Origin of the sequence: Streptomyces sp. NPDC087844, from assembly GCF_044742785.1 — a bacterium.
Lineage (GTDB): Bacteria > Actinomycetota > Actinomycetes > Streptomycetales > Streptomycetaceae > Streptomyces.
Genome location: NZ_JBIUVD010000005.1, coordinates 240395 through 265465 on the forward strand (window position 1 = coordinate 240395; position 25071 = coordinate 265465).

32 protein-coding genes and 3 pseudogenes are annotated in these 25071 nt (G+C 70.4%); 13 read left to right on the forward strand and 22 right to left on the reverse strand.

Going from position 1 to position 25071, the window contains the following annotated elements; translation table 11 throughout:
• Window positions 1–144 precede the first annotated feature (144 nt).
• Complete coding sequence (locus ACIOKD_RS12965; protein ID WP_402082148.1) at window positions 145–1347, forward strand: FAD-dependent oxidoreductase; 1203 nt, start codon at window positions 145–147, stop codon at window positions 1345–1347.
• Window positions 1348–1475: 128 nt separating this feature from the next.
• On the forward strand, window positions 1476–1937 hold the full coding sequence (locus ACIOKD_RS12970; protein WP_402082150.1) for a hypothetical protein: 462 nt from the start codon (window positions 1476–1478) through the stop codon (window positions 1935–1937).
• Window positions 1938–1950: 13 nt separating this feature from the next.
• On the opposite strand, the gene ACIOKD_RS12975 is transcribed toward ACIOKD_RS12970, so the two are convergent.
• From ACIOKD_RS12975 to ACIOKD_RS13010, 8 genes are all read right to left on the reverse strand, one after another.
• On the reverse strand, window positions 1951–2589 hold the full coding sequence (locus ACIOKD_RS12975; RefSeq protein ID WP_402082152.1) for a dihydrofolate reductase family protein: 639 nt from the start codon (window positions 2587–2589) through the stop codon (window positions 1951–1953).
• A complete protein-coding gene (locus tag ACIOKD_RS12980; RefSeq protein WP_402082157.1) occupies window positions 2586–3062 on the reverse strand; it encodes an SRPBCC domain-containing protein in 477 nt (158 codons plus the stop codon). The genes ACIOKD_RS12975 and ACIOKD_RS12980 overlap by 4 nt, the downstream gene beginning before the upstream one ends.
• Complete coding sequence (locus tag ACIOKD_RS12985) at window positions 3059–3397, reverse strand: ArsR/SmtB family transcription factor (RefSeq protein ID WP_402082159.1); 339 nt, start codon at window positions 3395–3397, stop codon at window positions 3059–3061. The genes ACIOKD_RS12980 and ACIOKD_RS12985 overlap by 4 nt, the downstream gene beginning before the upstream one ends.
• 54 nt (window positions 3398–3451) lie before the next feature.
• Window positions 3452–4402, reverse strand: a complete 951-nt coding sequence (locus ACIOKD_RS12990; protein WP_402082162.1) for a YihY/virulence factor BrkB family protein — start codon at window positions 4400–4402, stop codon at window positions 3452–3454.
• The gene (locus ACIOKD_RS12995) at window positions 4392–4973 is read right to left on the reverse strand and encodes a hypothetical protein (RefSeq protein ID WP_402082164.1); all 582 of its coding nucleotides are present in this window, start codon (window positions 4971–4973) and stop codon (window positions 4392–4394) included. The genes ACIOKD_RS12990 and ACIOKD_RS12995 overlap by 11 nt, the downstream gene beginning before the upstream one ends.
• Window positions 4973–6103 carry a DUF6286 domain-containing Asp23/Gls24 family envelope stress response protein gene (locus ACIOKD_RS13000; RefSeq protein WP_402082166.1) on the reverse strand — a complete coding sequence of 377 codons (1131 nt, stop codon included), beginning with the start codon at window positions 6101–6103 and terminating at the stop codon, window positions 4973–4975. Before ACIOKD_RS13000 ends, ACIOKD_RS12995 begins: the two co-directional genes overlap by 1 nt.
• Complete coding sequence (locus tag ACIOKD_RS13005) at window positions 6100–6285, reverse strand: hypothetical protein (protein ID WP_402082596.1); 186 nt, start codon at window positions 6283–6285, stop codon at window positions 6100–6102. The genes ACIOKD_RS13000 and ACIOKD_RS13005 overlap by 4 nt, the downstream gene beginning before the upstream one ends.
• 146 nt (window positions 6286–6431) lie before the next feature.
• Entirely contained in the window at window positions 6432–6965 is a 534-nt protein-coding gene (locus ACIOKD_RS13010) for an Asp23/Gls24 family envelope stress response protein (protein ID WP_402082169.1), read from the reverse strand.
• Window positions 6966–7277: 312 nt separating this feature from the next.
• On the opposite strand from ACIOKD_RS13010, the gene ACIOKD_RS13015 reads away from it, so the two are divergent.
• From ACIOKD_RS13015 to ACIOKD_RS13025, 3 genes are read left to right on the forward strand one after another with little or no spacing between them, the layout of a single operon-like run.
• On the forward strand, window positions 7278–7862 hold the full coding sequence (locus ACIOKD_RS13015; protein ID WP_402082171.1) for an RNA polymerase sigma factor: 585 nt from the start codon (window positions 7278–7280) through the stop codon (window positions 7860–7862).
• Window positions 7859–8488, forward strand: a complete 630-nt coding sequence (locus ACIOKD_RS13020; RefSeq protein ID WP_402082173.1) for an Asp23/Gls24 family envelope stress response protein — start codon at window positions 7859–7861, stop codon at window positions 8486–8488. Before ACIOKD_RS13015 ends, ACIOKD_RS13020 begins: the two co-directional genes overlap by 4 nt.
• Window positions 8488–8865 carry a hypothetical protein gene (locus ACIOKD_RS13025; RefSeq protein ID WP_402082176.1) on the forward strand — a complete coding sequence of 126 codons (378 nt, stop codon included), beginning with the start codon at window positions 8488–8490 and terminating at the stop codon, window positions 8863–8865. The genes ACIOKD_RS13020 and ACIOKD_RS13025 overlap by 1 nt, the downstream gene beginning before the upstream one ends.
• Window positions 8866–8887: 22 nt before the next feature.
• Here ACIOKD_RS13025 and ACIOKD_RS13030 read toward each other — a convergent pair whose 3' ends face one another.
• Window positions 8888–9031, reverse strand: coding sequence for a hypothetical protein (locus ACIOKD_RS13030; RefSeq protein ID WP_402082179.1), 144 nt, complete (start codon window positions 9029–9031; stop codon window positions 8888–8890).
• 48 nt (window positions 9032–9079) lie between these two features.
• Between ACIOKD_RS13030 and ACIOKD_RS13035 the strand changes: the two genes are divergently transcribed.
• Window positions 9080–9772, forward strand: a complete 693-nt coding sequence (locus ACIOKD_RS13035) for an alpha/beta fold hydrolase (RefSeq protein ID WP_402082181.1) — start codon at window positions 9080–9082, stop codon at window positions 9770–9772.
• Here ACIOKD_RS13035 and ACIOKD_RS13040 read toward each other — a convergent pair.
• From ACIOKD_RS13040 to ACIOKD_RS13065, 6 genes are all read right to left on the reverse strand, one after another.
• Complete coding sequence (locus ACIOKD_RS13040) at window positions 9750–10484, reverse strand: VOC family protein (protein WP_402082183.1); 735 nt, start codon at window positions 10482–10484, stop codon at window positions 9750–9752. The genes ACIOKD_RS13035 and ACIOKD_RS13040 overlap by 23 nt on opposite strands.
• Before the next feature lie 267 nt (window positions 10485–10751).
• On the reverse strand, window positions 10752–11300 hold the full coding sequence (locus tag ACIOKD_RS13045; RefSeq protein WP_402082185.1) for a hypothetical protein: 549 nt from the start codon (window positions 11298–11300) through the stop codon (window positions 10752–10754).
• Between the two features lie 135 nt (window positions 11301–11435).
• Window positions 11436–12281, reverse strand: a complete 846-nt coding sequence (locus ACIOKD_RS13050; RefSeq protein ID WP_402082188.1) for an ABC transporter ATP-binding protein — start codon at window positions 12279–12281, stop codon at window positions 11436–11438.
• Window positions 12268–13323, reverse strand: a complete 1056-nt coding sequence (locus ACIOKD_RS13055) for an ABC transporter substrate-binding protein (RefSeq protein WP_402082190.1) — start codon at window positions 13321–13323, stop codon at window positions 12268–12270. Before ACIOKD_RS13055 ends, ACIOKD_RS13050 begins: the two co-directional genes overlap by 14 nt.
• 103 nt (window positions 13324–13426) lie before the next feature.
• Window positions 13427–14311, reverse strand: coding sequence for an ABC transporter permease (locus ACIOKD_RS13060; protein WP_402082192.1), 885 nt, complete (start codon window positions 14309–14311; stop codon window positions 13427–13429).
• A 379-nt stretch (window positions 14312–14690) separates the two neighbouring features.
• Window positions 14691–15452: an AraC family transcriptional regulator gene (locus ACIOKD_RS13065; RefSeq protein WP_402082194.1), complete on the reverse strand. Its 762-nt coding sequence runs from the start codon at window positions 15450–15452 to the stop codon at window positions 14691–14693.
• Between the two features lie 54 nt (window positions 15453–15506).
• Here ACIOKD_RS13065 and ACIOKD_RS13070 point away from each other — a divergent pair, with 54 nt between their 5' ends.
• Window positions 15507–16682, forward strand: coding sequence for an MFS transporter (locus ACIOKD_RS13070; protein WP_402082197.1), 1176 nt, complete (start codon window positions 15507–15509; stop codon window positions 16680–16682).
• Window positions 16670–17002: pseudogene (locus ACIOKD_RS13075) on the forward strand (LLM class F420-dependent oxidoreductase); the annotation flags it as partial. The gene ACIOKD_RS13070 and the pseudogene ACIOKD_RS13075, both read left to right, overlap by 13 nt.
• A 373-nt stretch (window positions 17003–17375) precedes the next feature.
• Here the strand turns inward: ACIOKD_RS13075 and ACIOKD_RS13080 are convergent.
• From ACIOKD_RS13080 to ACIOKD_RS13090, 3 genes are all read right to left on the reverse strand, one after another.
• A complete protein-coding gene (locus tag ACIOKD_RS13080) occupies window positions 17376–17669 on the reverse strand; it encodes a hypothetical protein (RefSeq protein ID WP_402082199.1) in 294 nt (97 codons plus the stop codon).
• Window positions 17670–17700: 31 nt separating this feature from the next.
• Window positions 17701–17919 carry a hypothetical protein gene (locus ACIOKD_RS13085; RefSeq protein ID WP_402082202.1) on the reverse strand — a complete coding sequence of 73 codons (219 nt, stop codon included), beginning with the start codon at window positions 17917–17919 and terminating at the stop codon, window positions 17701–17703.
• Between the two features lie 93 nt (window positions 17920–18012).
• Entirely contained in the window at window positions 18013–18975 is a 963-nt protein-coding gene (locus ACIOKD_RS13090) for an alpha/beta hydrolase family protein (RefSeq protein WP_402082573.1), read from the reverse strand.
• Between the two features lie 212 nt (window positions 18976–19187).
• On the opposite strand from ACIOKD_RS13090, the gene ACIOKD_RS13095 reads away from it, so the two are divergent.
• Window positions 19188–19784, forward strand: a complete 597-nt coding sequence (locus ACIOKD_RS13095) for a TetR/AcrR family transcriptional regulator (RefSeq protein WP_402082204.1) — start codon at window positions 19188–19190, stop codon at window positions 19782–19784.
• A gap of 320 nt (window positions 19785–20104) precedes the next feature.
• Here the strand turns inward: ACIOKD_RS13095 and ACIOKD_RS13100 are convergent, their stop codons facing one another.
• Window positions 20105–20602 carry a PaaI family thioesterase gene (locus ACIOKD_RS13100; protein ID WP_402082207.1) on the reverse strand — a complete coding sequence of 166 codons (498 nt, stop codon included), beginning with the start codon at window positions 20600–20602 and terminating at the stop codon, window positions 20105–20107.
• 101 nt (window positions 20603–20703) lie between these two features.
• On the opposite strand from ACIOKD_RS13100, the gene ACIOKD_RS13105 reads away from it, so the two are divergent.
• Window positions 20704–21174 carry a winged helix-turn-helix transcriptional regulator gene (locus ACIOKD_RS13105; protein ID WP_402082209.1) on the forward strand — a complete coding sequence of 157 codons (471 nt, stop codon included), beginning with the start codon at window positions 20704–20706 and terminating at the stop codon, window positions 21172–21174.
• A gap of 254 nt (window positions 21175–21428) precedes the next feature.
• Here ACIOKD_RS13105 and ACIOKD_RS13110 read toward each other — a convergent pair whose 3' ends face one another.
• A complete protein-coding gene (locus tag ACIOKD_RS13110; RefSeq protein WP_402082211.1) occupies window positions 21429–22034 on the reverse strand; it encodes a GPP34 family phosphoprotein in 606 nt (201 codons plus the stop codon).
• Window positions 22035–22185: 151 nt separating this feature from the next.
• On the opposite strand from ACIOKD_RS13110, the pseudogene ACIOKD_RS13115 reads away from it, so the two are divergent.
• Both ACIOKD_RS13115 and ACIOKD_RS13120 read left to right on the forward strand, forming a co-directional pair.
• Window positions 22186–22791, forward strand: a pseudogene (locus ACIOKD_RS13115) (LysR family transcriptional regulator); the annotation flags it as partial.
• 19 nt (window positions 22792–22810) lie between these two features.
• A pseudogene (locus tag ACIOKD_RS13120) lies at window positions 22811–23107 on the forward strand (hypothetical protein); the annotation flags it as partial.
• Between the two features lie 118 nt (window positions 23108–23225).
• Here the strand turns inward: ACIOKD_RS13120 and ACIOKD_RS13125 are convergent.
• Together ACIOKD_RS13125 and ACIOKD_RS13130 are read right to left on the reverse strand one after the other, a co-directional pair.
• Entirely contained in the window at window positions 23226–23786 is a 561-nt protein-coding gene (locus ACIOKD_RS13125; protein ID WP_402082214.1) for an ester cyclase, read from the reverse strand.
• Between the two features lie 11 nt (window positions 23787–23797).
• Window positions 23798–23944 (reverse strand): hypothetical protein, encoded by a 147-nt coding sequence (locus tag ACIOKD_RS13130; RefSeq protein ID WP_402082217.1) that lies wholly within the window; start codon window positions 23942–23944, stop codon window positions 23798–23800.
• A gap of 345 nt (window positions 23945–24289) precedes the next feature.
• Between ACIOKD_RS13130 and ACIOKD_RS13135 the strand changes: the two genes are divergently transcribed.
• Window positions 24290–25054, forward strand: coding sequence for a serine/threonine protein kinase (locus ACIOKD_RS13135; protein ID WP_402082576.1), 765 nt, complete (start codon window positions 24290–24292; stop codon window positions 25052–25054).
• Window positions 25055–25071: the final 17 nt, after the last annotated feature.

Genomic DNA, 25071 nt, shown 5'->3' on the forward strand with positions numbered 1-25071 from the left:
CTGGCGGCGGCGCGTGTCGGTCACCTGTAGACAGCCGTCGAGAGCTGTCGGTCCGGTGTCGGCGGCTTGTCGGCGCGGACTGAGACCTTGCTGGAGATCCGCCGGGCGCACATCCGGCAGGCGTACGACAGGCAGGGAATCACCATGAACACTCGGGCCACCCCAAGCACTCAGAGCACTCAGAGCGCTCACAGCACTGACAGCACTGACTCTGACAGCACTCACGTCACGATCATCGGCGCCGGGCTCGGCGGACTCACCCTGGCCCGCGTTCTGCACGTCCACGGCATCCCGGCCACGGTCTACGAGGCCGAGGCCTCACCGACGGCGCGTGCGCAGGGCGGAATGCTCGACATCCACGAGTACAACGGCCAACTCGCCTTGGAGACGGCAGGCCTCACCGACGAGTTCCGCGACCTCGTCCTTGAGGGCCGCGAGGCGATACGGGTCCTCGACGTGGACGGGTCCGTCCTGTTCGACAAGGCCGACGACGGTACGGGCGTCCGCCCCGAGGTGCTGCGCGGCGAGCTGCGGCGGATACTGCTCGACTCGCTCCCGGCCGGCACCGTTCGGTGGGGGCACAAGGTCAGCGGTACCCGTGCGCTCGGTGCGGGACGGCACGAGGTGACCTTCGCCGACGGCACCACCGTCGTCACGAGCCTGCTGGTCGGCGCGGACGGCGCATGGTCCCGGGTCAGGCCGCTGCTCACCGCCGTCACCCCGGAGTACGCCGGCATGTCGTTCGTCGAGACCTACCTGTTCGACAGCGACACCCGGCACCCGGCCAGTGCGAAAGCGGTCGGCGGCGGGTCGATGTTCGCGCTCACGCCGGGCAGGGCGATCCTGGCACACCGGGAGAGCGGCGGCACCCTCCACACCTACGTGATGCTCAGCGAGTCGCGGGAGTGGTTCGCGGCCATCGACTTCGGCGACCCCGCCGCGGTCGCCGCGCGGATCGCGAAGGAGTTCGACGGCTGGGCACCGGAGCTCACCGCGCTGATCACCGACGGTGAGACCGCGCCGGTCCTGCGCCCTCTCAACGCCCTGCCCGTCGGACACCGCTGGGAGCGGGTGCCGGGGGTGACCCTGCTCGGCGACGCCGCCCACCTCTCGGTCCCGAACGGCGAAGGCGCCAACCTCGCCATGTACGACGGCGCCGAACTCGGTAAGGCCCTCGCCGCCCGTCCCGACGACGTCGAAGGTGCCCTCGCCGAGTACGAGCAGGCCATGTTCACCCGCGGCGCCGAAGCCGCCGCCGAGGGCACCGAACTCCACGAGCTCCTGTACGGCGACAAGACACCCCATAGCCTGATCGACATGTTCGCCGGTGACGGGCAGACGCCGTGAACCGCGTGCGAGCACCGCGGAGAGGGCCCGGCGGGCACTGACAGCGCCGACGGGTTGCGTGCGCCATCCGGGCACTCGTACCGCCGAAGCGGCATATGTGTCCGCGTTCCGCGGGCATGCGGCAGAGCATGAACCAACCGAACGACGGTCCTGACCGCGCCCATCAGCGCCCCGAGGGAGTCAGTGACGAGACCGTGGAAGCGCTCGGTGCTCTGTCCGAGGCGCTGGAGACCACCGAGCGGGCCCGGGGACATCTGTACTCCTTCCACCAACTGACCGGAGGGGCCGACCTGCAGCTGGACCGCGCGGTCGGGCTCCTGCGCGAGGCGGGCCACACCGAGTACGCCGACCGTCTGGAGCGCGAGACCCTGGGCCGCAATGTGATCCCCGGCCATTGGACGTTCCAGATCGTCGAGGCCTACGACGGGACCTACTACCAGCCGTTCAAGGATCTGGAGCGACGCGCTCTGCGCGACCTCGCCGACGGACGCGACCACCTCTACGAAGCCGAGATGAAGGAGGACCGCCGCACGAAGGGCCACCCCGACCACACCGCCCGTCCCGACAGCCCGGACACCCCGTCCGGGTAGGTTCCGTGGCGCCTCAGGGAGATGTCCCGAGGAAATCGGTGACGCCCTGGTACTCGCCGGTGGGAGCCTGCCCCGCTGTCTCGTATTCGAGGAGCAGCAGGCCGTTCGGCGTCGCCTCGTGGTGGACCAGTCGCAGGCCGGACGGGATGCCCGGGCCGGTCAGCAGACGCCGGCCGGTCCGCAGCACCGTGGGCGCGACGACGAGGCGCAGCGTGTCGATCAGGCCCGCCGTGAGCAGCGCCTCGCCCAGGCGGGCGCTGCCGTGGATCTGGAGTTCCCGTCCCGGTCGCGACTTCAGCTCGGCGACCGTCCGGAGCGGGTCGCCGTCGAGCACGGTCGTGGGGTGCCAGGTCCCCTCGGTGAGGGTGTTCGACACGACGTACTTCGGCAGTGAGTTCATCCGCCCGGTGAAGGGATCGGCGGGGTCGGTGATCTTCGGCCAGTCGCGGGCGAACGCCTCGTAGGTGCGGCGGCCGAGCAGCAGGCCGTCGGCGAGGTCGAGCCAGTCGGAGACGCGCTGGACGAACGTCCCGTCGATGTGGGGTACGAGCCAGCCGCCGCGGGTGAACCCGTCGCTGGTGTCCTCGTCCGGTGAGCCGGGGCCCTGGCAGACCCCGTCGAGCGTGACGAACTCGGTGAGGGTGATCTTCATCGCGGGGCCACGCTCTCGGCCAGCGCGGCCAGTTGACCCGCGACCGTCCCCCAGCCGTCGGCGAAGCCGAGCTTGTCGTGACGGGCACGGGACTCCGGGTCGCCGTGCCGGACGAGCATCCGGTAGTCCGTGCCGTCCGGATGCTCGTGCAGCGTGATCGTGGCGGTCATCGTGACCGGGGCGGGGTTCGCCGGACGCCAGGTGCTGTCGACGGCGTTGGTGAACACGATCCGCTGGAGTTCGTCGACGGCGAGGAAGCACGCGTCCAGGTGAGGGACGAACTCGGTGTCGTCGTCGCTCATCCGTGTCACGAACGCCCCGCCGGGCCGCAGTTCCAGGTGGTCCACCCGACAGCGCAGCGGGGCCGGTAGCCACCACTTCTCCAGCCGGGACGGGTCGGCCCAGGCGCTCCACACAGTCGCGCGCGGGGCGCGGATGATTCGCTCCAGGCTGAGATCGAGGTCCGGGTTCACTGTCTGTTCTCCTCGGGGTCGGTGACGAACTGTTCGAGGCGGTCGGTCCGCTCCTCCCAGGTCCGGCGCTGCTCCGCGAGCCAGTCGTCGACGAGGGTGAGCCGGTCGCGGTTGAGCACACAGGTGCGGACCCGGCCGGACTTGACCGTGCGGATCAGCCCGTTCGCTTCGAGCGTGCGCACATGCTTCATGAACGAGGGAAGGGTCATGGGGAACTCGCGGGCGAGCTCACCGACGCTCGTGGAGCCGCGACCGAGACGCCGGACCACCGCGCGCCGGGTCGGGTCGGCGAGCGCGACGAACACACCGTCCAGGTGCGCCGAATACTGTGCCATGAGGCTAAGTATTGCGAGACACGGAGGTCGGCGCAAGGGAGCACGTCACTGGGTTCAGGCGGCTTCGGGGGAACCTGCTGCCGACGGCAGGGCCGGTCGCTCTCTCCTGCTCAGCCCGCTCAGTTCGGCGGTGAACTGCGCCCCGGCGAGCAGCGCGAGGTTGGAGAGCCACAGCCAGATGAGGAAGACCACCGCGCCCGCGAGGGACCCGTAGAGCTTGCTGTAGGTGCCGAGCGCGGAGGTGTACAGGGCGAACCCTCCGGAGACGACGAGCCACAGGCCAGCCGCCAGGATCCCGCCGGGGACGCTGTGCTTTCGGCGGCGGGCCGGTACGGGTCCGGTGTGGAAGACGATGACGACCAGCAGCGCCACCAGGCACAGCAGGAGCGGCCAGCGCAGCAGGTCCCAGGTCCACGCGGCCATCGCGTCGACGCCGAGGAGGCGGCCGGTGGTCTCGGCGATCGGCCCGGTCAGCAACAGGAGGAGCGCGCTGACGAGCAGCAGGCCCAGGAGGGCGAAGGCGGTCAGCAGGATGCGGGGGGCCGTGTGCCAGGGCGAACGGTGGTCGGCCTCGTGGTGCATACGGTGCAGGGCGCGGCGGAAGACGGCGAGATAGCTGGAGGCGGACCACAGCGCGCTCACGATGCCGCCGCCCAGCAGCGTCCAGGCGGCCGAGCCGTCTCGCAGCGTATGGGTCAGCACGTCGTGCAGCTGGGTGCCGGACTGGTCCGGGGCGTAGGCGGTGACATGGGCGATGAAGTCCTCGGCGGTGCCCGGGCTGATCATGCTGAAGGCGATGACGGTGACGAACAGGGAGGGCAGCACCGCCAGGATCGCGTAGTAGGTGAGCGCGGCCGCGTAGTCGGAGACGTCGTCCCGCCACATGGACAACGGTGTACGGCGCAGCGCGATCCCCCAGGCCGCCGGGGTCCGGCTGCCACGCCATACCGGCTCCAGTGCGCGGGGGCCACCGCCGGTGACGGCGGGCCGTGGTTCAGCGGACATGACTCATGCGGTGCGAACGGGTGGAGAAGCGGACGCGCGTACGCACGCTGTACGGGGTGAGGGAGCTCTCCGTCCGGCCGGCGAGCTCGGCGAGGGCGGGCAGGACGGCGGCCGGGGCCACATCGGGCTGGAGCCAGACCCGCAGGCGCACCTGGAACTGGTCCCGTCGTGCGAGCACTCGGACGCGGCAGCGGCCGACGCCGCCGATCCCGGCCACGTGCCGGGTCACGACGTCCTCCAGGGCCCGGGTCCGCAGAGTGCTGCCGGGCGACGGCAGCGGCATCGACGGGCGGGCCCCGCCGCGCAGCAGGCGGACGCACCACAGAGCGAGAAGCGCGGTCGCTGCGATCGACGCGGCCATGACCGAGGGCGTCCACCAGTCCGTGGAGCGCAGTTCGGCGAGTCCGGCCGGATACACCAGCACGGCACGGGCGCCGGGCTCCGGCCACCAGGCCGGAAGGCGCGCGGCCCAGGGCGCCCGGGTGAGGGCGAGCCAGGTACCGCCGAGAAGGAACACCAGGCCGACCACGGCGAGGGCGGTCCGGTCGAGGACCGTACGGGAACGTCGCATCAGCGGGTGACTCCTTCGAGGGCCGTGTCGTCGGCACCGGTCGTGAGCGTACGCTGCGCTCCCCCGCCGTCCCCAACCGTCGTACCGGGATCCCAGGCGGCCCCGGGCCGGACTCTGACGCGCAGTCTCGGTACGCGACGCAGATCGCAGCTCTCCAGTGCCCGGCGGGCCATGTGCCGCGCCTCGTCGAAGGCGAGTGCACGGTCACCGAAGGCCAGGCCGGCCCGGACGGTGACGCTGCGGCGGCGCACCCGCACCTGCACGGGGCCGATTCCGCGCGTCCGGCCCACCGCGTCCCTCACGAGCGCGGCGACCGCCGTACGGTCCAGGGCCGCCCACAGGTTCGGAGCGGGCGCGGTGACCGTGAGCAGTCCGCGATGTCCTGGGGCGAGGGCCAGGACGATCATCAGCAGACCGAGGAGCGCGACCGCGGCGGCGCAGGCCGTCACGGTCGCGTCCCCGGGGCCGTGCCGCGAGAGCCAGTGCAGTGCGTCGGTGCGCCAGAGCGCTGCCGGCCGGCCGGCAGCGTGCACCAGGATCAGGTCGACCGCCAGGGCGCCGCAGGCCGCCAAGGCCGACAGGGCGAGCAGCAGTGTCGGCAGCCGTCGCCCGGACCACCACCGCAGCGGCGTCCGCGAGTTCGACGGCGCCTGGGCGGGCTCGTCCACGGGAGGCCTGTTCGCGGCGGGCCTGTCCGGCGACGCGCTCTCCGCCGCGGCCGGGGCCGGGGCCGGGGCCGGGACTGATGCCGGAACCGGTCCCGGCCCCGCTACCGGTTCCAGAGCGGTGACGCCGACGCGTGCTCGGGTGACGTCGAGGCCGGTCAACTGGTGCGTACGTGCGGTGACATGGTCCTGGAGCCGGCGGACCGTCTCCGGCAGTGGCGCCGGGTAGGGCAGGGTGACGTCGACACTCACGTCCGCCCGGCGACCGTGCACGACGGCCGAGCCCTTGGAGGCACGGGCCCGGGTGCCGATAGCGGCTCCTGTCCCCGTTCCTGTCGCTGTCCCCGTTCCTGTCCCCGTTCCTGTCCCCGGGCCCGGCACGGCCTCGGTGGCCGCCCGCTCGGCGATCCTGCGGACCGCCTTTTCCGAGACGGTCGTGGTGCCGCGCCGGTCCGCGGTGGTCATCGACGGCTCCGCTCATAGCCGTCGCGCAGATCCTGGAGGCGGCCTCCGCCATCGAACCAACGGCCTGCGGCCCACCCCAGGCCGCCCAGCGCGGCCACGAGCAGGAACGCCCCGAAACCTCCGAAGAAACCGGCGAAGGCCAGTGCCATCCCTGCGATCATCCCGACGAATGCTCTGGTCACGTGGTCACGTCCATGTCCTGGCCTCTTTCACCATTCCTCTGCACCGGTCCTCTTCACCGGTGCTCGTTCACCGGTCCTCGTTCACCGGTGCTCGTTCACCGGTCGTCTTGCACCGGCTGGGCGCCCTCCGGTGTGCGACGGCCCGCTCACTCCACGCGGGAGTCCGTCGCCGACGCCTCGCCGTCCTCCTCGGGCAGATGCACGTCGTTGACCGTGACGTTGACCTCCACCACGTCGAGGCCGGTGACACGCTCCACCGCGGAGATCACGTTCTCCCGGACGTCACGCGCCACGTCCGTGATGGGAACTCCGTACTCCACGACCAGGTCGAGGTCGATGGCCGTCTGCCGCTCGCCGACCTCGACCTTCACTCCGCGCCCCACGTTCGGCCGGCCGCCGCCCGGCACCCGGTCGCGAACGGCGCCGATGGTGCGGGAGAGGCCGCCGCCCATGTCGTACACACCCGGGATCTCCCGCGCCGCGATACCCGCGACCTTCACGACGACGACATCGGCGATCGAGGTGCGACCGCGGTCCGCCGCCGGCTGGTCGGCCCCGGTGACACCCCCGGACAACGCCGTCGTCGTCTGCGCCGCCTTGCTGCCCTGCGGGACCGACACGTCCTTGGCGGTCGACGCGGTCGGTACGGTCTGCGTGGTCGGTTCGGTCTGCGTGGTCATGGCACGTCCCTCTTCCTGTAGCCGGTCGGCTGCTCTCACTGCGATGGACCCGCCGCAGCCACGCCTGTGACGCGGATACCCGGAAAATCTCCGCTCAGTTGCCGACACCCGCACCCGTCTCGCCGACGGGTCCCGCATGAATGTCCGACCGTTCGCGGGCCATCCGCGGAGGTGCCGGCAACGGATCATCAGGAGGACACACCTGTCCCCTGGCCGTTTCGCGGAATCACGCGTAACAAGAGGCGGCACGCGCGTAACAGCGGGCGGCACCGACGTGTCCAACCTGCGGAACCGGACGAGAGGAGCCGCCCAGTGGCGGGGGCCCGCAGACAGAACGCGCCACCGGACGCCCGGGGCGAGACCGACGACACGCTGCTGACGGTACGGGCCGCGGAAGGGGACGAGGACGCCTTCGCCGTTCTCGTACAGGCCCATGCCCCGGCGCTGATCCGGTTGGCCACCCGCCTGCTCGGCGGGCGGGCGGAGGCGGAGGACGCCGTACAGGACGCGTTCATCAACGCCTGGCGACGGCTCCCGGAGTTCCACCACCGCTCGTCGTTCGGCACATGGATGTACAGGATCGTCACCAACCGCTGCCTGAACGTGCTGCGCGCCCGCAAGCCGGTGGTCCCGCTGGAGGCCGCGCGGGATCTGGCGGCGCCCGAGCACTCGGCCTCCCCGGCCAGGATCGCCGAGGCCCGCGACGCGGTGCGTGAGCTGGGCGAAGCTCTCGACCTGCTGTCGGTCGAGCAGCGCGCCTGCTGGGTACTGCGAGAATTGGACGGTCGATCCTACGAATTCATCGCGGACGCGGTCGGTATCAGCCAGGAGGCTGTGCGCGCCCGTGTCTTCCGCGCACGACGCTGCCTGACACAAGCAATGGGGGCTTGGCGATGACCGCTCACACCGACCCGCCCAACGCGAACACCGGCGGCGTCGACGACGAGCTGCTGCCGTGCGGCAGACTGCTGTCCCGGGTCTGGGACGACTGGGAGCAGCAGACCGACGACCCGCATCGGCAGACCTGCCCGCACTGCCGGCAGGCCGTCCTCGATCTCGACGAGCTGGAATCCGCGGTACGCGGCCTTCGTGACGAGACGGCGGACAACTACGCGTCCGAGGCGACGACGCTGACACGACGCGTCATGGAGGTGGTACGTCTCGAACTGCGTCCCGGCCGCCCCCTGCCCCTCGGCGAGCCCGACGAGGACCTGTGGATCATGGAAGCGGTCGCTGCCCGCGCCCTGCGTGCGGCGGCCGAGACCGTGAGCGGCGTACGGGCGGGTTCCTGCCGGCTCATCCCCCTCTCCCTCTCCACCTCCGACACCGCCGACGGGCCGGTCGAGGTCCGCCTGGCCATTCACGCCCCGGCCGGCGTCCAACTGCCGGAGCTCGCCGAAGAGGTACGCGGCCGGGTCCGCGAGGCCGCGGACCGTGAGCTCGGCGTGGCCGTGGCGACGGTGGACGTCCATGTCACCGACCTGATCGACACCGCGGCCGACAGCCAGGAAGGACGTACCTGATGACCCCCGACATCGCACACTCCCCGCTGACCGAGGAGATCGCCCTGGCCGTGGAGAGCGTGCCGGGAGTGGCCTTTCTCAGGCCGGGGCTCTCCGGCCGGTTGCGCTCGACCCGGGTCAGGCAGCGGCGGGGCGAGGGCGGGACACCGACAGCGGGAGTACTGACTCCAGGAGGGCCGGCATCGGGAATACGGCTGAGTCGGCCGGACAGCGTCGGGCGCCGGCACGTCGAGATCCATCTCGTCGCGCTCAGGCAGGCGCGAGCACTGGACGTGGCCCGCGCCGCGCGTGGCCGCGTCGAGGCCCACCTGGTCGAGAGGTTCCCGGCTGAGCCCGCACCGGCGCGGGTCACCGTGACCGTCACCGGCCAGGTGTGACGTCCGCCGTCGCGGACTTCGGTCATGCGGGGAGGCGCAACAGGGCGAGGGGAGTCGAGGTCGGTCGCTCGGAGCCGCCCTTCGGCTCGACCATGATCCCCATGCCCGACGCCCCGTCCACAGCGTCCTGCATCAGGACGGCCTGGCTGGTGCGGGCGGGGTCCATCGGACCGGCGGACTGGGCTGCGGCGGCTCGACAGACGGGAGCGGGGCAATGACAGTGCACGAACGGGCGTCCACCGATGAGTCGGCGAGCGCCCACGCCCCCGCGCTGGCGGTGCGGCACCTGCCCCGCTCACCCCGTGCCGCCGTCCTGTTCCTGCACGGCGGCAGGTCGGACAGCCGTGCCCCGTCCCGTCCCTGGCACCTCGCGGCCGTGCGTATGAAGCCCTTCGTACGTGCCGTCGCCCGTGCGATACCGGACGACGACGTCCTGCTGGCGGAGGTGCGTTACCGCGTACGGGGATGGAACGGCGGCGACGCCGACTCCCTGCGGGACGCGCGGCGGGCGCTCGAAGAACTCCGGCGCCTCGCTCCGGACGTCCCGGTCGTTCTCGTCGGCCACTCGATGGGCGGCCGGGCGGCGCTGCGTGCCGCGGGCTCGGCGCGGGTCAGCGGCGTTCTGGCGCTGGCTCCCTGGTGCCCCGAGGGCGAGCCGGTGGCTCATCTGCGGCACAAGGAGGTCGTCGTGCTGCACGGTGACCGCGACCGTGTCACGGATCCCCGCCTGTCCAAGGCGTTCGTGCGTCGTGCCCGTGCAGCGGGCGCCCGGGCGGCGTTCGTGGACATGGCGGGCGGCGACCACGCGATGCTCCGCCATGCCGGGGACTGGCACCGCACCGCGGTCTCCACCGTCCTGGAGCTGGTGCCGCCCGCTACCGGGACTACCGGGGTGTCAGGACACTGAACTCGTTGCCGTCGGGATCGGTCATCGCCACACTTCCGAGGTCGCCCTGGCCGGTGTCGATGCGCTTCGCCCCGAGGGAGAGCAGCCGGTCGACCTCCGTCCGCAGGTCACCGTCGGCGGTGGGGGCGAGGTCGAAACGCAGCCGGTCCCTACCTGTCCTCGGCGCCAGCGGCGGCCCGCCCCACGTGATCTTCGGTCCGCCGTGCGGAGAGCGGATCGCGGTCTCCTGATCCTGGTCCCAGACCAGGGGCCAGCCGAGCGCCTTGCTCCAGAAGTACCCGACTTCCTGTGAGCCGTCGCAGGCCAGCGCTCCGATGAAGCCGCAGTCGGCGAGAAAGTTGTTGCCCGGCCCGATGACGCAGAACTCGTTGCCTTCCGGGTCCGCGAGCACCACATGCCCCTCTTCCGGGAGCTGGCCGATGTCGATGTGCTGTGCGCCGAGTGCCAGCGCCCGGTCCACCGTCCGCTGCTGGTCCTCCAGAGACGTACTCGTCAGATCGAAGTGGATCCGGTTCTGGCCGGTCTTCTGCTCCTGGGACGGCAGGAAACGGAGGCGGAACCCGGTGTCGTCACTGGGCAGGAGCACGATGCCGTCCTGCGGATCGTCGACCGTCTCCCAGTCGAGGAAGCGTGACCAGAACCGCGCGAGACTCACGGGCCCTCTCGCGTCGAAGCAGAGCGCGAACAGCTGACTACTCGTTTCCCGGTCCATCTCCGGTCCCCCTGACTGGCGCTGGCGGCAAGGCACGTGGTCGGCGCCTCGCACGCGAGCGTAGGCGTGCGCCCGCCTCAACCGCATCCGGGTTTACGCCGACGCACCGCCCCCTCGGGCCCACCGGCACTCACCCCGAGGGGTATCGGAAGCGGTTGCGTGTCGGGTCCGGCCGGGCCAGCCGCCGACAGGCGAGCTCGACACCGCGAGCACGGTAGACAGGGCCCGGCGGGATGAGGTCCGTGGCCGGCGTGGCCCGAGAGGTGGCTACTCCGGGAGTTCGAGCATGGGTTCGCCGCAGGACTGGCACTCGGCGTAGACGTCGAGCTCGTTGAGTATCTCGGCGTATTCGGCATGGCCCTTGAGGGCAGCCACGGCGGCGAGCAGGTAGCGGGTCGAGATCTGGTCGTGCTCCGCCGTGGCCAGCGTCTCGGCCAGCAGACCCAAGGCCTCGGGGAGGGCCTTCCTGTAGGCGTCGGCGATGTCGTCGGGCAGGTCGTCGGGGACCTCCCCGAGTTCACCGGAACACAGGGCCACCAGGCCGACGACGTACAGGTAGTCGTCACGCCCGGACTCGGCCGTGGGAAGGCCGCGCGCGAGGGTGACGAGGTGGGGCACGGCGGCGTAGGCGGCCGGCCAGGCGGTTCCCTCGGAACACAGATAGGGCCACAGGTCGGTGAAGCGCTCGCCGTTCGCGGGATCCGCCACCAGGTGCCGCAACTCGTCCGGGACGAAGGGCGCGTCCGGCGCACCCCGTCCTTCCGACCAGCCCCGGTGGTCGAGGGCAGGCCAGCGCGGGTCGTCCAGAGAGATCATGGGCGAGAGTGTAAACGGAGACCAACTAAGCCTCGCACTTGGGCTGTTGTGACCTTGTGAGGCCACAGCCGAGGTCGGGATCAGGCTCCCCACCGGCCGGCCTTGCGGACAGCCGGTGGGTCGCAGAGAAAGACATCAGGCCGCGGCCGCCGCTTTGACCGCGTGGGCGACCCGCGCGCGCAGGTCGACGAACTCGCGTGACTCGCGCAGTTCGTCCGCGTCGACGGCACCTCGCGGGAGTGTGATCGGCAGGTCCAGGGCGACGGTGCCGGGACTCCTGGTCAGGACCACGATGCGGGAGCCGAGGAACACCGCCTCGTCCGCGGAGTGGGTGACGAACACCGTGGTCCGTCCCGTCTCGGCGGTCACCTGTCGCACGTCCTCCTGGAGCCGCTCGCGCGTCAGTGCGTCCAGTGCCGCGAACGGCTCGTCGAGCAGGAACAGCGGGTTCTCGGCAGCGAGGGCGCGGGCGATGGCGACGCGCTGCTGCTGACCGCCGGATATCTCCCACACACGCCGCTTCCCTGTCCCGTCGAGGCCGACACGGGCCAGCAACTCCGCCCGTCGCTCTGGCCATTGGGCGCGTTCGACCCCCGCGTACCGCAGCGCGAGGTCGATGTTGCCCTGCACCGTCCGCCAGGGGAACAGCCGAAGTGTCTGGAACACCACGCCTGCCGTTCCGCCCGGCCGCGGCGCCGCGCCGGAGACCCGCACCGAGCCGTGGGTGGGCTGCTCGAATCCGGCGATCAGCCGCAACAGTGTGCTCTTGCCGCAGCCGGACGCGCCGACGAGGACCAGGAACTCGCCCGCGGGTACGGTCAGATCGACCGGCCCGACGGCCGTGACGGTCTCGCCGCCCCGGCCGTACTGGTGAGTGACGTGGTCGAGCCGGACGGACCCGGCCCGTTCGTCGTCCCGCACCTCGGCCCTCTCGCTGTCGGCTCCGCCAACTCCCTTGCTCACGGTGTCACTTGAGGACATCGGGAAGCCCCTTCAGATAGAAGGCCCGGCGGACGGTGTCCGCGGACGGCGCGGCATCGATCTGCTTCTGGCCGGCCAGGAACTCAGCGGTGTCGGTGACGTAGGTCAGCAGTTCGCCCGGACTGCCGTCGGTGCCCAGCCAGTCGGCGGAGGCGACCTCTTCCGGAGTGAGGAACACTCCCTGTGCGAGCTGTGCCTTGGCGTCCGCCGCACTGATGCCCAGCTCGGCGGCGACGGCCTCGACCGAGCCGTCGGGGTCGGACTTGAGCAGGTTCAGGGCCTGTGCCTCCACCTTCCGCCAGGTGTCGATCGCCTTCGGGTCCCTGGAGATGAGTTCGTCGGACACGACAGCCAGGTCGAGGGTCGGCTTGCCCGCCGCGCCGATCTCCTTGCTGCTGGTGAGCTGGGTGCCGGTTTTGCGCAGCTCGTCCAGGGTCGGCAGCCAGACGTAGGCGGCGTCGATGTCACCCCGCTGCCAGGCGGCGATGATCGCCTGCGGTTGCAGGTCGACCAGCTTGACGTCGGACGTCTTCAAACCGGCCGTCTCCAGCGCCGCCAGCAGGCTGTAGTGCGAGGTCGAGGCGAAGGGGGTGGCGATCGTCTTCCCCCTGAGACCGGCGACGTCGGACACACCGGCGCCCTTGCGGGCCACCAGGGCCTCGTTCTCACCCGCCACGTCGAGGACGAAGGCGACCTTGTACGGGATCGGTGAACTCCCGGAGATGCCGCGGGCGAACGGGCTGGAGCCCAGCGCGGCGATGTCCAGGGACTTGCCGAGGAACGCCTGGTTGACGCTGGCGCCGGAGTCGAACTTGATCCAGGTGATCTTGTAGTCAGGCAGCTCCTTCTCCAGCAGCTTCTTGTTCTTCACGAGCAGGTCGCCGCTGGGGAAGGCGAAGTAGCCGATGCGCAGCCGCTTGGAACCGCCGGACGAGGATGCCTCGCTGTCCGAGGAGCAGCCGGTGGCGGCCGCGGACACCGCTGCCAGGGCGCCGGCGAGCAGCAGGCGTCGGGATGGGCCTTGCGGGGTGGAGCGAGACATGGTGGGGCCGTTTCTGTAGGAGGAGGCAAGCGGGAGGAGACGAGAGGAGAAGGGGTCCGGAGGCTGCCGGCGGATCTCCGTCAGAAGCCCCCTGGACAGCCACCTAGACGCGTCCGCGCCAGGGCACGACAGCGCGCTCCAGCCGGAGCAGCAGCCCGTCGATGACGAGTCCGGAGATCCCGATGGCGATGATGCCGACGAGCACCACCGGGGTGTTGTTGTAGTTGGCGGCGTCCTTGACCATGCCGCCGATACCGGGCAGTCCGTTGACCAGTTCGGCTGCGACGAGCGAGGAGTAGGCGACACCCACGGCCAGCCGGATGCCGGTCAGTGTCTCCGGCAGGGCGGACGGCACGATGACGTCCTTGACGACGTCCCACCGGGACCCGCCGAGGGCGCGGGCCGCCTCGACGAGGCTCTGCGACACGGCGGTCACCGCGGTGGTGGTGGACACCGCCACCGGCGGGAACGCCGCCACGGCCAGCAGTGTGATCTTGGGTTCCTCGTTGATGCCCAGCCAGATGATGAGCAGCGAGAAGTACGCCAGCGGCGGCAGGGTCCGCAGGAAGGTGATCCAGGGCTCGAAGAGCGAACGGACCCAGCCGACGGTGCCCATGACGAGGCCGAGGACCACCCCGAGCGCGATGCCGATACCGGCGCCGAGCGCGATACGTCGCAGGCTGATGCCGAGGTGCTCGATGAGGGTGGTGCCGTTGTAGCCGCGTACTCCGTCGTGGGTCGTGGACACGTCGATGAACGCGCTCCAGACCTTGGCCGGCGGCGGGACGAGTGTCTCGCTCCATGTTCCGCTCACCGCCAGCAGTTGCCACAGGAGGAGGAACAGCAGGAGCGAGCCGAAGGGCAGGGCGATGTGACGTAGGCGGGCTGTGCCGCGGCGACGTCGCCGCGCCGGCGGCTCGCCCGGCAGCGGAGTGGGGTCGGTCCGCGAAGTGCGGTCGGTCCGTGGCTGGGAGGGGATGGTGGACATGGGGACGGGGCCTCCATGGGCGCCATGGGCGCAGGAAGATGAGCGGTCGAGGCCGGCCGGGCCGGGAAACGCAGAGAACGCACCGAGGTGCGGGAGAACGGACAGCGGGGACCGCCGCCGGGCACATCACCGGACGGCGGAGCGCGTCAGGAACGCGGGATCAACAACACGAACAACACGAAACGGGGCGTCGGCACAGGTCGATGACCAGGCGTCGCACCAGCGGTTCGTGATTCATGGGGCCCATTTGTACAGCAGCCGAGGCACTTCACCAAGAGGTGTCCCACTACCTGGGACCAAGTCCCGCCGCGGGTGCGCCGCAGAGCGGCGCAGCAGGTGTGCCGGCATGTCAGGTGTGCCGGCGTGTCAGGTCTGTCTGCTAGCGGGACTGCCCGGGTGCGTGCGACTGGTGACTTCCCGGAGTGTGTCCGAAGGTGCGGCGGAAGACGTCGATGAACGCGCTCGGGGACGACCAGCCGCACCTGTGGGCCACGACCGTCACGGGAGTGTTCTCGGCCAGCATGATCAGCGCGCGATACAGGCGCAGTTGGGTACGCCACTGCGGAAAGCTCATGCCGAGGTCAGCTCTGAAGAGGCGGGAGAGGGTGCGGTCACTGGCACCTACCTCGCGGCCCAGGGCCGCCAGGGTGCGGCCGTCGGCCGGATCCGCGTGCAGGATCTCGCACACCGCCCGCAGCTGGGGGGAGTTCGGAGTCGGCAGGTGCAGGGGCTGCTGCGCCGACGCCCGCAACTGGTCGAGGAGTACGGCCCGCAACCGCCCTCGTTCGGGACTGTCGGGGTGCGGGGTGCGGGTGTAGGCGAGGATCAGTTCCCGCAGGAGGGGGCCGACGGCCAGCACGGTCGGCTCGTCCAGACCGAGCGGGTTGTCGTTCGCGGCCACGCCGACGAGATGCAGTTCGAGTTCGCCGTGGGCCTGGTGCGCGTGCACGGTGCCGGCCGGCACCCAGAGGGCGCGCGTGGCCGGCGCGATCCAGGTGCCGGTACCGGTCGTGACGGCCAGTACCCCCCTGCCCGCGTAGACGATCTGGTGGTCGTCGTGGAGGTGGGCGTCGATGGCGGCCCCCGACGCCAGCGACTGGGCGCGGGTCGGTGCGACGGGATCGTGGCGGCTTCCTGACATTGCCCGGCAGGTTATCGGAAGCGCGACATCCGGCCGGACGAAGACGATGACGGTGTGTCAAGAAATAGAGCGATCACTTTGCTGTCGGTCGGCCATGCCTGTGTGGACGTCTACCAGGGCGCGGTCGCGTCTCTCGTCCCCTTCTTCGTCGCCGAGCGTGCGTACGGCTACACCGCGGTATCGGGCATCGTGCTCGCCGCGTCCTTGCTGTCCTCGGTGGCCCAGCCGGTGTTCGGCCTGCTCGCGGACCGCTGGGCGATGCCCTGGATCCTGCCGGTGAGCACAGCCCTCGGCGGTCTTGGTATCGCCCTGAGCGGCCTGAGCGGTTCCTACCCGCTGACGCTGCTCTTCGTGGCGGTGTCCGGCCTCGGGGTCGCCGCCTACCATCCGGAGTCCGCTCGTGTGGCCAGACTCCTCAGCGAGGGCAGTCACAGCGCGATGGGCTGGTTCTCGGTGGGCGGCAACCTCGGTTTCGCCGCCGCGCCGCTCATGGTGACCGCAGTCGTCTCCTCAGGCGGCCTGCGCATGTCACCCCTTCTCGTGGTGCCGGCCCTCGCGGGCAGCGTGCTGTGCCTGCCCGTCCTGCATGCTTTGGGCAGGACACACCGCCGCTCCGGCAACGCCGCGGCCATGGCCGGTACGGACGACAAGGCGTCGTTCGTGAGACTGTCGCTGTCAGTGATCCTCAGGTCCATCGAGTTCGTCGGCCTCAGCACCTTCATCTCGCTCTACGCCCAGCAGCGCCCGGGCGGGAGCACCACGGCCGGCACCCTGGCCCTGTTCGTGCTGTATCTCGGCGGCGCGGTGGGCTCGGTGGTGGGCGGGAACCTGGCCAACCGCTGGGACCGGGTCGCCGTCGCCCGCTGGGCCTACCTCCTCACGGTCCCCGCCCTCGCGGGCACCGTGTTCGTCCCCGGCCCGGCGTTCTACCTGTTCGTGGCGCTGACCTCCGTCGCCCTGTACGTCCCCTTCTCCCTGCACGTCACCCTCGGGCAGGACTATCTGCCCACGCGCGTCGGCACCGCCGGCGGAATCACCCTCGGACTGACCGTCAGCGTCGGCGGGCTGGTCACGCCCCTCATCGGCACCATCGCCGACGCGACCTCCCTGCGCACCGCCCTGGCGCCACTGATCCTGCTGCCGGCCCTGAGCTGGCTGCTGTTCCGCGGACTGCCTGAGCCGACGGCGCCGAAGCACTTGGCGTCCACCACACCGACGGCGGACTGCTGACCGCGGCCACGCCCCTGTCGGCGCGGGTGCCGGAAGCCGAAGCGCCGGGACCGCTCCTGATGGGCGCCATGGGTCCCCAGTCGCTGCGCGTCTCGGGCGAACGCGCGGACGGCCTCCTGCCGTTGCCGACCGGACCCCGTCCGCTCGCCGAGCACATCGTCCCGGCCGTCGCCGCCGAGGTACGCCGATAGATGCCGAGGTACGCCGATAGATATCGAGAGGCCGGGGCGACGCAGGTGGTGTTCTCGTCGACGGGCCCGGCCGGCGAGACGGACCGACGGCACACCCGGAGACTGCTCGGGGAGCCGGCGAACACCTGAGACACACTGTCCGCGGCCCGCAGCCCACAGCCCGCTGCCGTCACGAACTGCGACGCCTGCGCCGTGCGGTCAGGTTGACGGCCAGAAGGGCCGCCCACACCAGCACCTGGAACGCCGACACCGCCACGCTTCTCGCATCGGCTCCGTCGGACACCCGCCACACCAGGTACCCGCTAGTCAGGCAGAGCATCGGCCCGTAGAGCCACGGTCCCCACCGAGTGCCGGGCCTGAGCCATGACGGCGTGGCCTCATCACTCGCACGCTGTGGCATAGGTGTCCCCCTCGCCGGACGACGAAGCTCAGGCGTCCACGGTTCAGGCATGCACGATTCAGGCATGCACGATTCAGGCGTCCACGGTTAGGCATGCATGGTTCAGGCGTTGACGTGACGGCGAGCAGGTGTCCCGCGCGGAGCGGCGTGGTGCGCGGGCTTGTCCGCGCCCGTGCCCTGCAGACGGTGCAGCCACAGGGACGTCACGGCCAGCAGACCCATGAAGACCAGCATGAAGAGCGCGGACACCCACATCTGCCGGCTCCCGGGATGTTGCCGGCCCACCCAGGCGGCCGACGCGGCCCACAGCAGGACGGCGGCGGCGTAGAAGGTGCGCATCCGGTGCAGCTGCCGCACGGCCCTCAGGGACATGGAGTGATCTTTCTTCGGTGCCATGCCGGGCCGTGTACCCCCGATGCCCGCCGATTCACCGGCCATCGGCCTGGGTCCCCCCGGTTCCCGTCCGACCGCCACGGCGCTCGAAGTCACGCCGTACAGCCGCACCCTCGTCCTCGACCAGCCCGGACGGATCCGGGAGTTCGAGTACGGCTCTGCAGTGCTCGCACACCGTCTGGTTCGCGGCGGGCCTGCTGCCGCACACCTTGCAACGGTGGTGTGCTCGGCGGTCGCTGTCGTTCTCCGTCATGGCGTCTCCTGCTCGCGGTGGGTAGATCGGCTGTCGTGCGAGGCCGGGTTCCCCGGCAGCGAGCCATGACTCCTCAGAAGCCGCCGCGGCGGACTACTTGGATTCGACCCGCCCCCACTTCTTCGCGCCGGTCGTCAGCGCGTCCCGCGTCTCCTGCCACGCGCCGTCACCGGGGTGGAAGCGCGTGCGGAGGTAGGCCGCGGTGAGCCGCCCGACCACGGCGACCCGCTCGGGGTTCTCGTCCGTGGTCTCGGCGACGTCGTACCCGGCGATCCCGCCGAGCCCGTGTTCGGCGTCGAACAGGGTGAGCAGGGTCTTGGGGCCGGGCGCGAGGGTGTACGGGTCCGCGTGCCAGTCCGGGCCCATGTCCGTGAAGTGCCGCGGGTCGTCCTTGTCCCCGGCGACGACCAGCGTGGGGGTGGTCATCGTGGAGAAGTCGATGGCCTTGAAGAAGGGAATCCCCTTGGCCACGGGGCCGTTCAGCGCGTCACCACCCCTGCCGGGGGCGGCCAGCAGCACACCCGCCTTGATACGGGGTTCGGCGAGGTCCACCACCTCACCGCTGTCGGGGTCGGTGACGCGAGCCCCCAGCAGCAGACCGGCGGTGAAGCCGCCCAGCGAGTGACCCGCGACCGCGACCTTCTCGTGGTCGATCCGCCCCGCGAGCTGCGGCACGGCGGCCTCGATGGCATCGAACCGGTCGAGGATGTGCGTCATGTCCTCGGCACGCGAGCGCCAGAAGAAGGGTCCGCCGGGGGCACCGGCGAGCACGTCGGTCAGCATCCTGGAGCTGAGGTGGGTCGGCTGGACGACCACGAACCCGTGCGCCGCCCAGAAGTCGGCGAGCGGCGCGTATCCGTGCAGCGAGGAGAGGTGGTTCGAGCCGCCGTGACCGTGGGAGAGGAGGATCACGGGCAGATCGGTTCCGGTCGCCGGCGCGGAGACACGCACCTGCAGCTCCGCGGGCCGTCCTGGCACGGACAGCACTACCGGGCTGTACGAGAGGACGGGGGCGGGCGAGCCGAGGACGGCGGCGGTACCGTTACCGGCCTCCACCCCGGCCTCGGTCCCGGTGCCGCTGCTTGTGCCTGTGTCGGCGTCGGTATCGGTATCGGCGTCGGTATCGGTGTACGCACTCATGAGGAGCGGTTCCCTTCTGGTCGGGTGGTCAGCCATGTCCGCTCTCGGCTAATCTGAACCGGAACGTTGCTCCACATATTATTCGGAACAGCGCTCCGCTTTGTCAAACGCAGCCGGAAGGAAGCCTGGTGTCCACCGAGAACCCCACCGGGAAGGCGGCGGCCCGCAACAAACGGGCCGACGCGGTGCGCAATCAGCAGACGCTGCTCGCCGCCGCCGCCGAGGTGTTCGTCACCTCGGGCGTCGACGCGCCGATCCGCCAGATCGCGGCCGAAGCGGGTGTCGGGATGGGGACGATCTACCGTCACTTCCCCACCCGGGCGGATCTCGTCACCGCCGTCTACCGCCACCAGATCGAGGCATGCGCGGAGGCCGGTCCGCGACTGCTGGCCGAGGCCGATACGCCGTTCGACGCCCTCCGCCAGTGGATCGACCTCTTCGTCGACTTCCTGGTCACCAAGCACGGACTCGCCGACGCCCTCCAGTCGGACAGCAGCCGCTTCACCGCGCTGCACACCTACTTCCTCGACCGCCTGGGCCCCGTCTGCACGGAACTGCTCGCGGCCGCGGTCGACTCCGGGGACATCCGGTCCGGCACACAGCCCTACGAGCTGATGCGCGGCATCGGCAATCTCTGCATCGGACGGGACAGCGACCCGCGCTACAACCCGCGACGGCTGATCGAGCTGCTCCTGCTGGGACTGCGGCAACCTCGACAGCCCTGAGCCGAACAGCCCCCGCGCCGACCCCGCGCCGGAAGTTCGTCACGGCCCTCTCCGAAGACTTTCGCGACATCCCGAATGACTCGGGAGACACAAAAGACACAAGAGACAACGGGAGACAACGGGAGACAACGGGAGACAACGGGAGACAACTGAGTTCCAGGAGCGCGTTCGGGCGTTCTTCGGGAACGTAGTGACCGGCAGGGTGAGCGGGCGCCGCTTGCGGGCGGTCCCACATCAGCGGCACGCGGCAGTCACACATCATGACGGGCGCCTCGACACGGTGACCGCGGAGAACGCGAGTCCATGAGGGCGAGGGTCGATCAGCTCGCCCCGGGCATCGGGAAGAGCAGGCAGCTGCTGGTGGCGTGGGCGAGCAGGCGGTCGGCGGAGTCGAAGAGTTCGGCCTGCGCGAGGGCGGTACGGCGGCCACTGTTCAGGACTGTGCCGACAGCGCGGACCTTGCCCGTGTCCACAGTGATCGGGCGCAGGAACTTCAAAGAGAGGTCGAGCGAGGTGTACGCCATGCCCTGGGGCAGCACCGACTGCACGGCACAGCCGGCCGCCGAGTCGAGCAGCGTGGCATAGACACCGCCGTGGACGCTTCCGATCGGGTTGTAGTGCTCTTCTCCGGGAGCCAGGACGAAGACGGCCCGGCCGTGCTCGACCTCTTCCAAGGCGAAGCCCAGGGCGGCGGAGATGGGCGGGACGGGCAGGCGTCCGGCGACGATGTCGCGCAGAAAGTCCAGGCCCGAGGCCTTTCCCACCGCGCCCGCCGAAACGGCCGGATCCTCCCAGGTGAACGTTCGCGATCTGTCCATGACCCCTTCTCCACCGGTCGTTCCACCAGCTGACTATTTTTACCGAAGCTAGCCAGCCCGCCGTCTGGCTGTCAATGGTGAAGCTGGCCTAAGGTCGTCACATGGAGTGGGGCGAGGTCAGCACCGAGAACTGCACGGTCCAGCGAACGCTGGATGTGGTCGGCGAGAAATGGTCGCTTCTCGTGCTCCGGGACGCCATGAACGGAGTCCGGCGCTTCGACGACTTCCGGCGGCACATCGGTCTCTCGGACGCGGTGCTCGCGGACCGACTGCGCAAGTTGGTCGGAGCGGGGATCCTGGACACCGTTCCCTACCAGGAGTCCGGTCGGCGCACCCGGCACGAGTACCGGCTCACGAAAAAGGGCTGGGACCTGTGGCCCGTGATGCTCGCCCTCAAGGGATGGGGAGACCGGTACACCGCAGACCCGGAGGGGCCACCGCTCGACGTCTTCCACGCGGAATGCGGCGAACCCGTGCACACGGTCGTCACCTGCGCCCACAGCCACGGCCCACTGCGCCCCCAGGAGGCACGTACCCGCCCGGGGCCCTCCGCACGGCCCGGCAGGCGATAGACGACCGGTCGCACACTCGCCGTGTGGGACGGACCAGCGGTGCCAGGGTGCAGCTCCTCAGCGCCGCCCAGTCGCTCATCGAGCCACGCGGTCACCCGGTCCTGGGTGTCGCCGAACACCAGGGGGTCGCCGTGACCGACACCCGGAAGGCCGCGCGCTCGGTGTCCGCACGACGGGTGAGGGCACGGTCGGAGTCCGACTCCCACCGGAGAGCACATGGCTGCGGCGCCACCCGGGCTTTCGTCACCTCTTCGTCACTGGCCGCGCCAGATGTTGTCGAAAGCCGCGTTCTCGATGCTCCGCCGCTGCCGCACGGCCTCCAGTTCCCGCACCGCGTCGTTGACTGCGGCCAGTACGGTCACCACGCTGTCGTCGACGAGGGTCGCGGCCTCTTCGGCCGGCTCCTCGTGAACGCCCACAGCCGCCGCGAGGAAGGCGAGAACGGGCTCGCCGGACGCCCAGCGGTCGGCCGCCCGGCGACGGGCCGGTGAGTCGGTCAACGTCGTCGCGTCACTCCGGAACGGGATCCACTGATGGCGCGGGCGCGTGGTCTCCCCTTCCGCGCCCAGGACGTCGAGATAGGCCGAGGACAGCCCGCGGCCCCGGCGCCACAGCCAGTCCTCGACGGTCTCGTACGGCGCCTCGCGGGTGAGCGCCGCGGCGGCCTCACCCAACAGGCGATCTTCAAGGGTCCCCTGCGGGCCTGGCACGATGCGGTCGTCGTCCAGAGTGAGGGCCTGGGCCTCGCCGAGATCGATCAGCTCGGCTCCCGCGAGAGCCAGGGACAGGTCCCCCTGCCCGACGGGACTGCTGGACGCCACGTCCATGGTGATGATCAACAGGTCGCGCGGTGTGGTCATGACGAGCTCCATGTCAGAGGCATCTGTGTCAGAGGTACCGGTGTCAGAGATATCGGTGCCAGAGATATCGGTACCAGAGGTACCAGAGGTATCGGTCCCGACGTCACTGTAGGCTCCCGCCGCTGGAAGGCCGGCCTCTCACCCACGTAGCATGACGCGCATGGAGCCGCGCCGACTGCGGTACTTCGTCGCGTTCGCCGAGGAGCTGAACTTGGCCGGGCCGCCGAGCGCCTGCTGATCGCCGGGCCCTCCCTGTCACAGCGGATCAAGGCCCTCGAACGCGACCTGGGCGTGCGGCTGTTCGATCGCGACCGCCGCTCGGTGTCCCTCGCCCCGGCCGGTTCGGCGCTGCTCCCGCACACCCGCGCCCTGCTGGATAGAGCCGCTGATTCCAGCGGCGCGCCGGCCGACCGGCCGGATCGGAACCTGTACGGCTCGGCTACGTCAACCGGCTACCTCCCGACCTGACCACGCGGGCCGCAGCGGTGGCCCAGCTCCACATCGACGCGTGGATCGCGCCCTCGCACACACCCGGGTCGCCCGGGTCGCCCGGGTCGCCGACGGCAGCCTGGACCTCGCCGTCTGCTGGGTCAGGACCGAGGATCTGGAACAACGTGGTGTGCACGCCCGGCTCATCGGCGCCGACCGGCTCCACGCCGTCGCCACCGGACACGAGACGAGCAGCGTGACGGCCCGGGACACCGCCGTGCTCCTCGACGACGACACCACCTCCTGGTCGTCCCGGAACACCTACGCCGGAGGAGGACCGGCACATCAGCCATCAGGTCGTGGTGCAGACCCCGGTCACGCTGAAGGCGGCGCCGGAGTACCACCTGGACGCCCTGCGCATCGCGACCGCGGACGGTCCGGCCGCGGAGTGCACCAAGGTGCCGTCCGTCTCGTACGGCTACGGGCCGATCACCGGAACGCTCGACGAGTCGCACTCCGCGGTGTGCGCGGCCCTGCCCACCGGTGGCTTCGACCGCTTCGACGCCGAGATCACGGACACCACCGGCGCCACCACCACGGCGGTGCCGGCTCTCTACAGTGTGTTCGCCGGCTGCTGCGAGTACCAGCGCGGCACGTTCACCGTCACGGGGGCCGCCGAAGTGACCCGACGCGGTTGACGCGAAGGCTGCCGGGAGGAGGGGGTGGCGACGGCGCCACCCCCTCCTCCTGTTCAGGCCGGGGTCATTTGACGAAGTCGGGCGGGGTGGTGTCGACGAGTCGCGGATCCGGCTTGCCGCCCGCCATGGACAGGACTCCCCTGACGATGCGGGCGAGCTTGAGCAGGCCGCTCGGCTTGCGCTTGTCGACGCCCGCCACCAGCTGCTTGAGGATGGTCAGCTGGTCGAAGTAGATGCGCTCGGTGACGAGGTTCTCGTTCTCGTCGAAGACGAAGAACGCGTTCATGCGCGTACGGTGTCGGCCTCCTGTGGGCGGGATCCGACCCAGGGGGCCGAGGTGTGTGCCCAGCAGCCAGAACTCGACGATGACGGCGTCGACGCTGTGGCGGAACGCGATGATCTCGTGCCGTTGGTCGGGGAAGGCCACGCGTGTGTCGTCGTAGTAGGCGCGCACGTCCGAGTCGCCGTCGTGCACCTTCATCTGCGCGATGAGTTCGTAGTGCGGGTGCGGGAAGGTGGACAGAGTGGCGTCCCAGTCCTGGGCCACCTCGTCGCGGAAATGGTCGAGGACGAGTGTCTCCCGGGCGCGGAGCACGGACTCGTCGGGCAGCACGAAGCGGTTCATGGTCGGGCACGCTAACGGGTGTAGGTGACGGCGTGCGTGGTCTCGATGGTGTCGGCGTTCAGGACGGCCTCGTGCTCCCACTCGTGGCGGGCCTGTGTCACGGCCTCGACGGCTCTGGGACGGGTCGTGGTCAGGCGCTGCCGGCTTGTGCTCAGCATGCTCCGAGCCGGGTCCGAGGACAGACATGATCACAGGTCGTCGGCCGCGGCGCCGCTTCGCGCGGCAGACCGCGCCCCGCACCGAACGCACGGAGGGCGCTTCACGCACATGTGCCGCGGAATGTGTTCTCCCTCCCCCGACCCCGCACCGGAGCTCCGCGATCCACCCTTCTCAAGTGCCCTTCCGGGGAACTACTTCCGCGCTCCCGGCGTCAAACGTATCGGGCTTGCCACCCCGGCACTTTGCTTGACATTTCGCCGAGACCCGAGCATGCCGCGCATTCACCCTTCCGCACCGTGCGCCGAATGCCCGTCGAGCCGTTGACCATTTGGGGACTATTCGCAGTGACCACCGTAATTGTGCAGCTTTCCGACGCCGTAGTCCGCCGTTCCGACGACCCCAGGCCCGAGCCGCGTCTGGTGCGGCTGAGCCCGGGCCAGAGCGCCGAGTTCGGGCGGGGGGAGCCCGGGACACCCCTGCCCATACCCTTGCGTGATCCCGCCGTGTCGCGCTGCGCCGGCCAGGTCGCCGCCGTGGAGGACTACTGGCGTCTTTCCAATTACAGTGCCGAGGCGACGTACGTCGTGGAGAACCTCGAAGGTGCGGGGGAACACATCCGTGTCGCACCGGGACGGATTGGCGCACCCGTCCCGTTCGAGCTGTCCCGGGTAATTCTGCCCGCGGCCGAAAACCCCATGGAATTCAAGGTGTTCGCACCCCAGCACGCGTATACGGAAGCCGGGTGCGACAGCTCTACCGGGGAACCGACCACGAGCCCCTTCTCACTGAACCCCACGTCCAAGTATTTCCTGATCCTGCTGGCTCTGTGCGAACCTCGGCTGCGCCTCCCTTCGAGCGCGGCCGTCCCGGGCGTGGGGGAGGTCCTCGAACGGCTGCGACCGATGCCGAGTTGCCATGATCTGACCCGGTCCGCGGTCAATTACCACATCGACTATCTCGCCGACACCAAGCTGCGGCTGCGGGAGGGGCCTGGTGGCTCGTACGGCAAGGCGGGAGGCAAGCGCGAACGGCTGGTGAGCCTCGCGCTGCGGTTCAATCTGGTCCGTGAAGAGCACTTGGCTCTGCTCCCCCCAGCCGTCAGACGCTGAACCGAAAGGCCCACCCA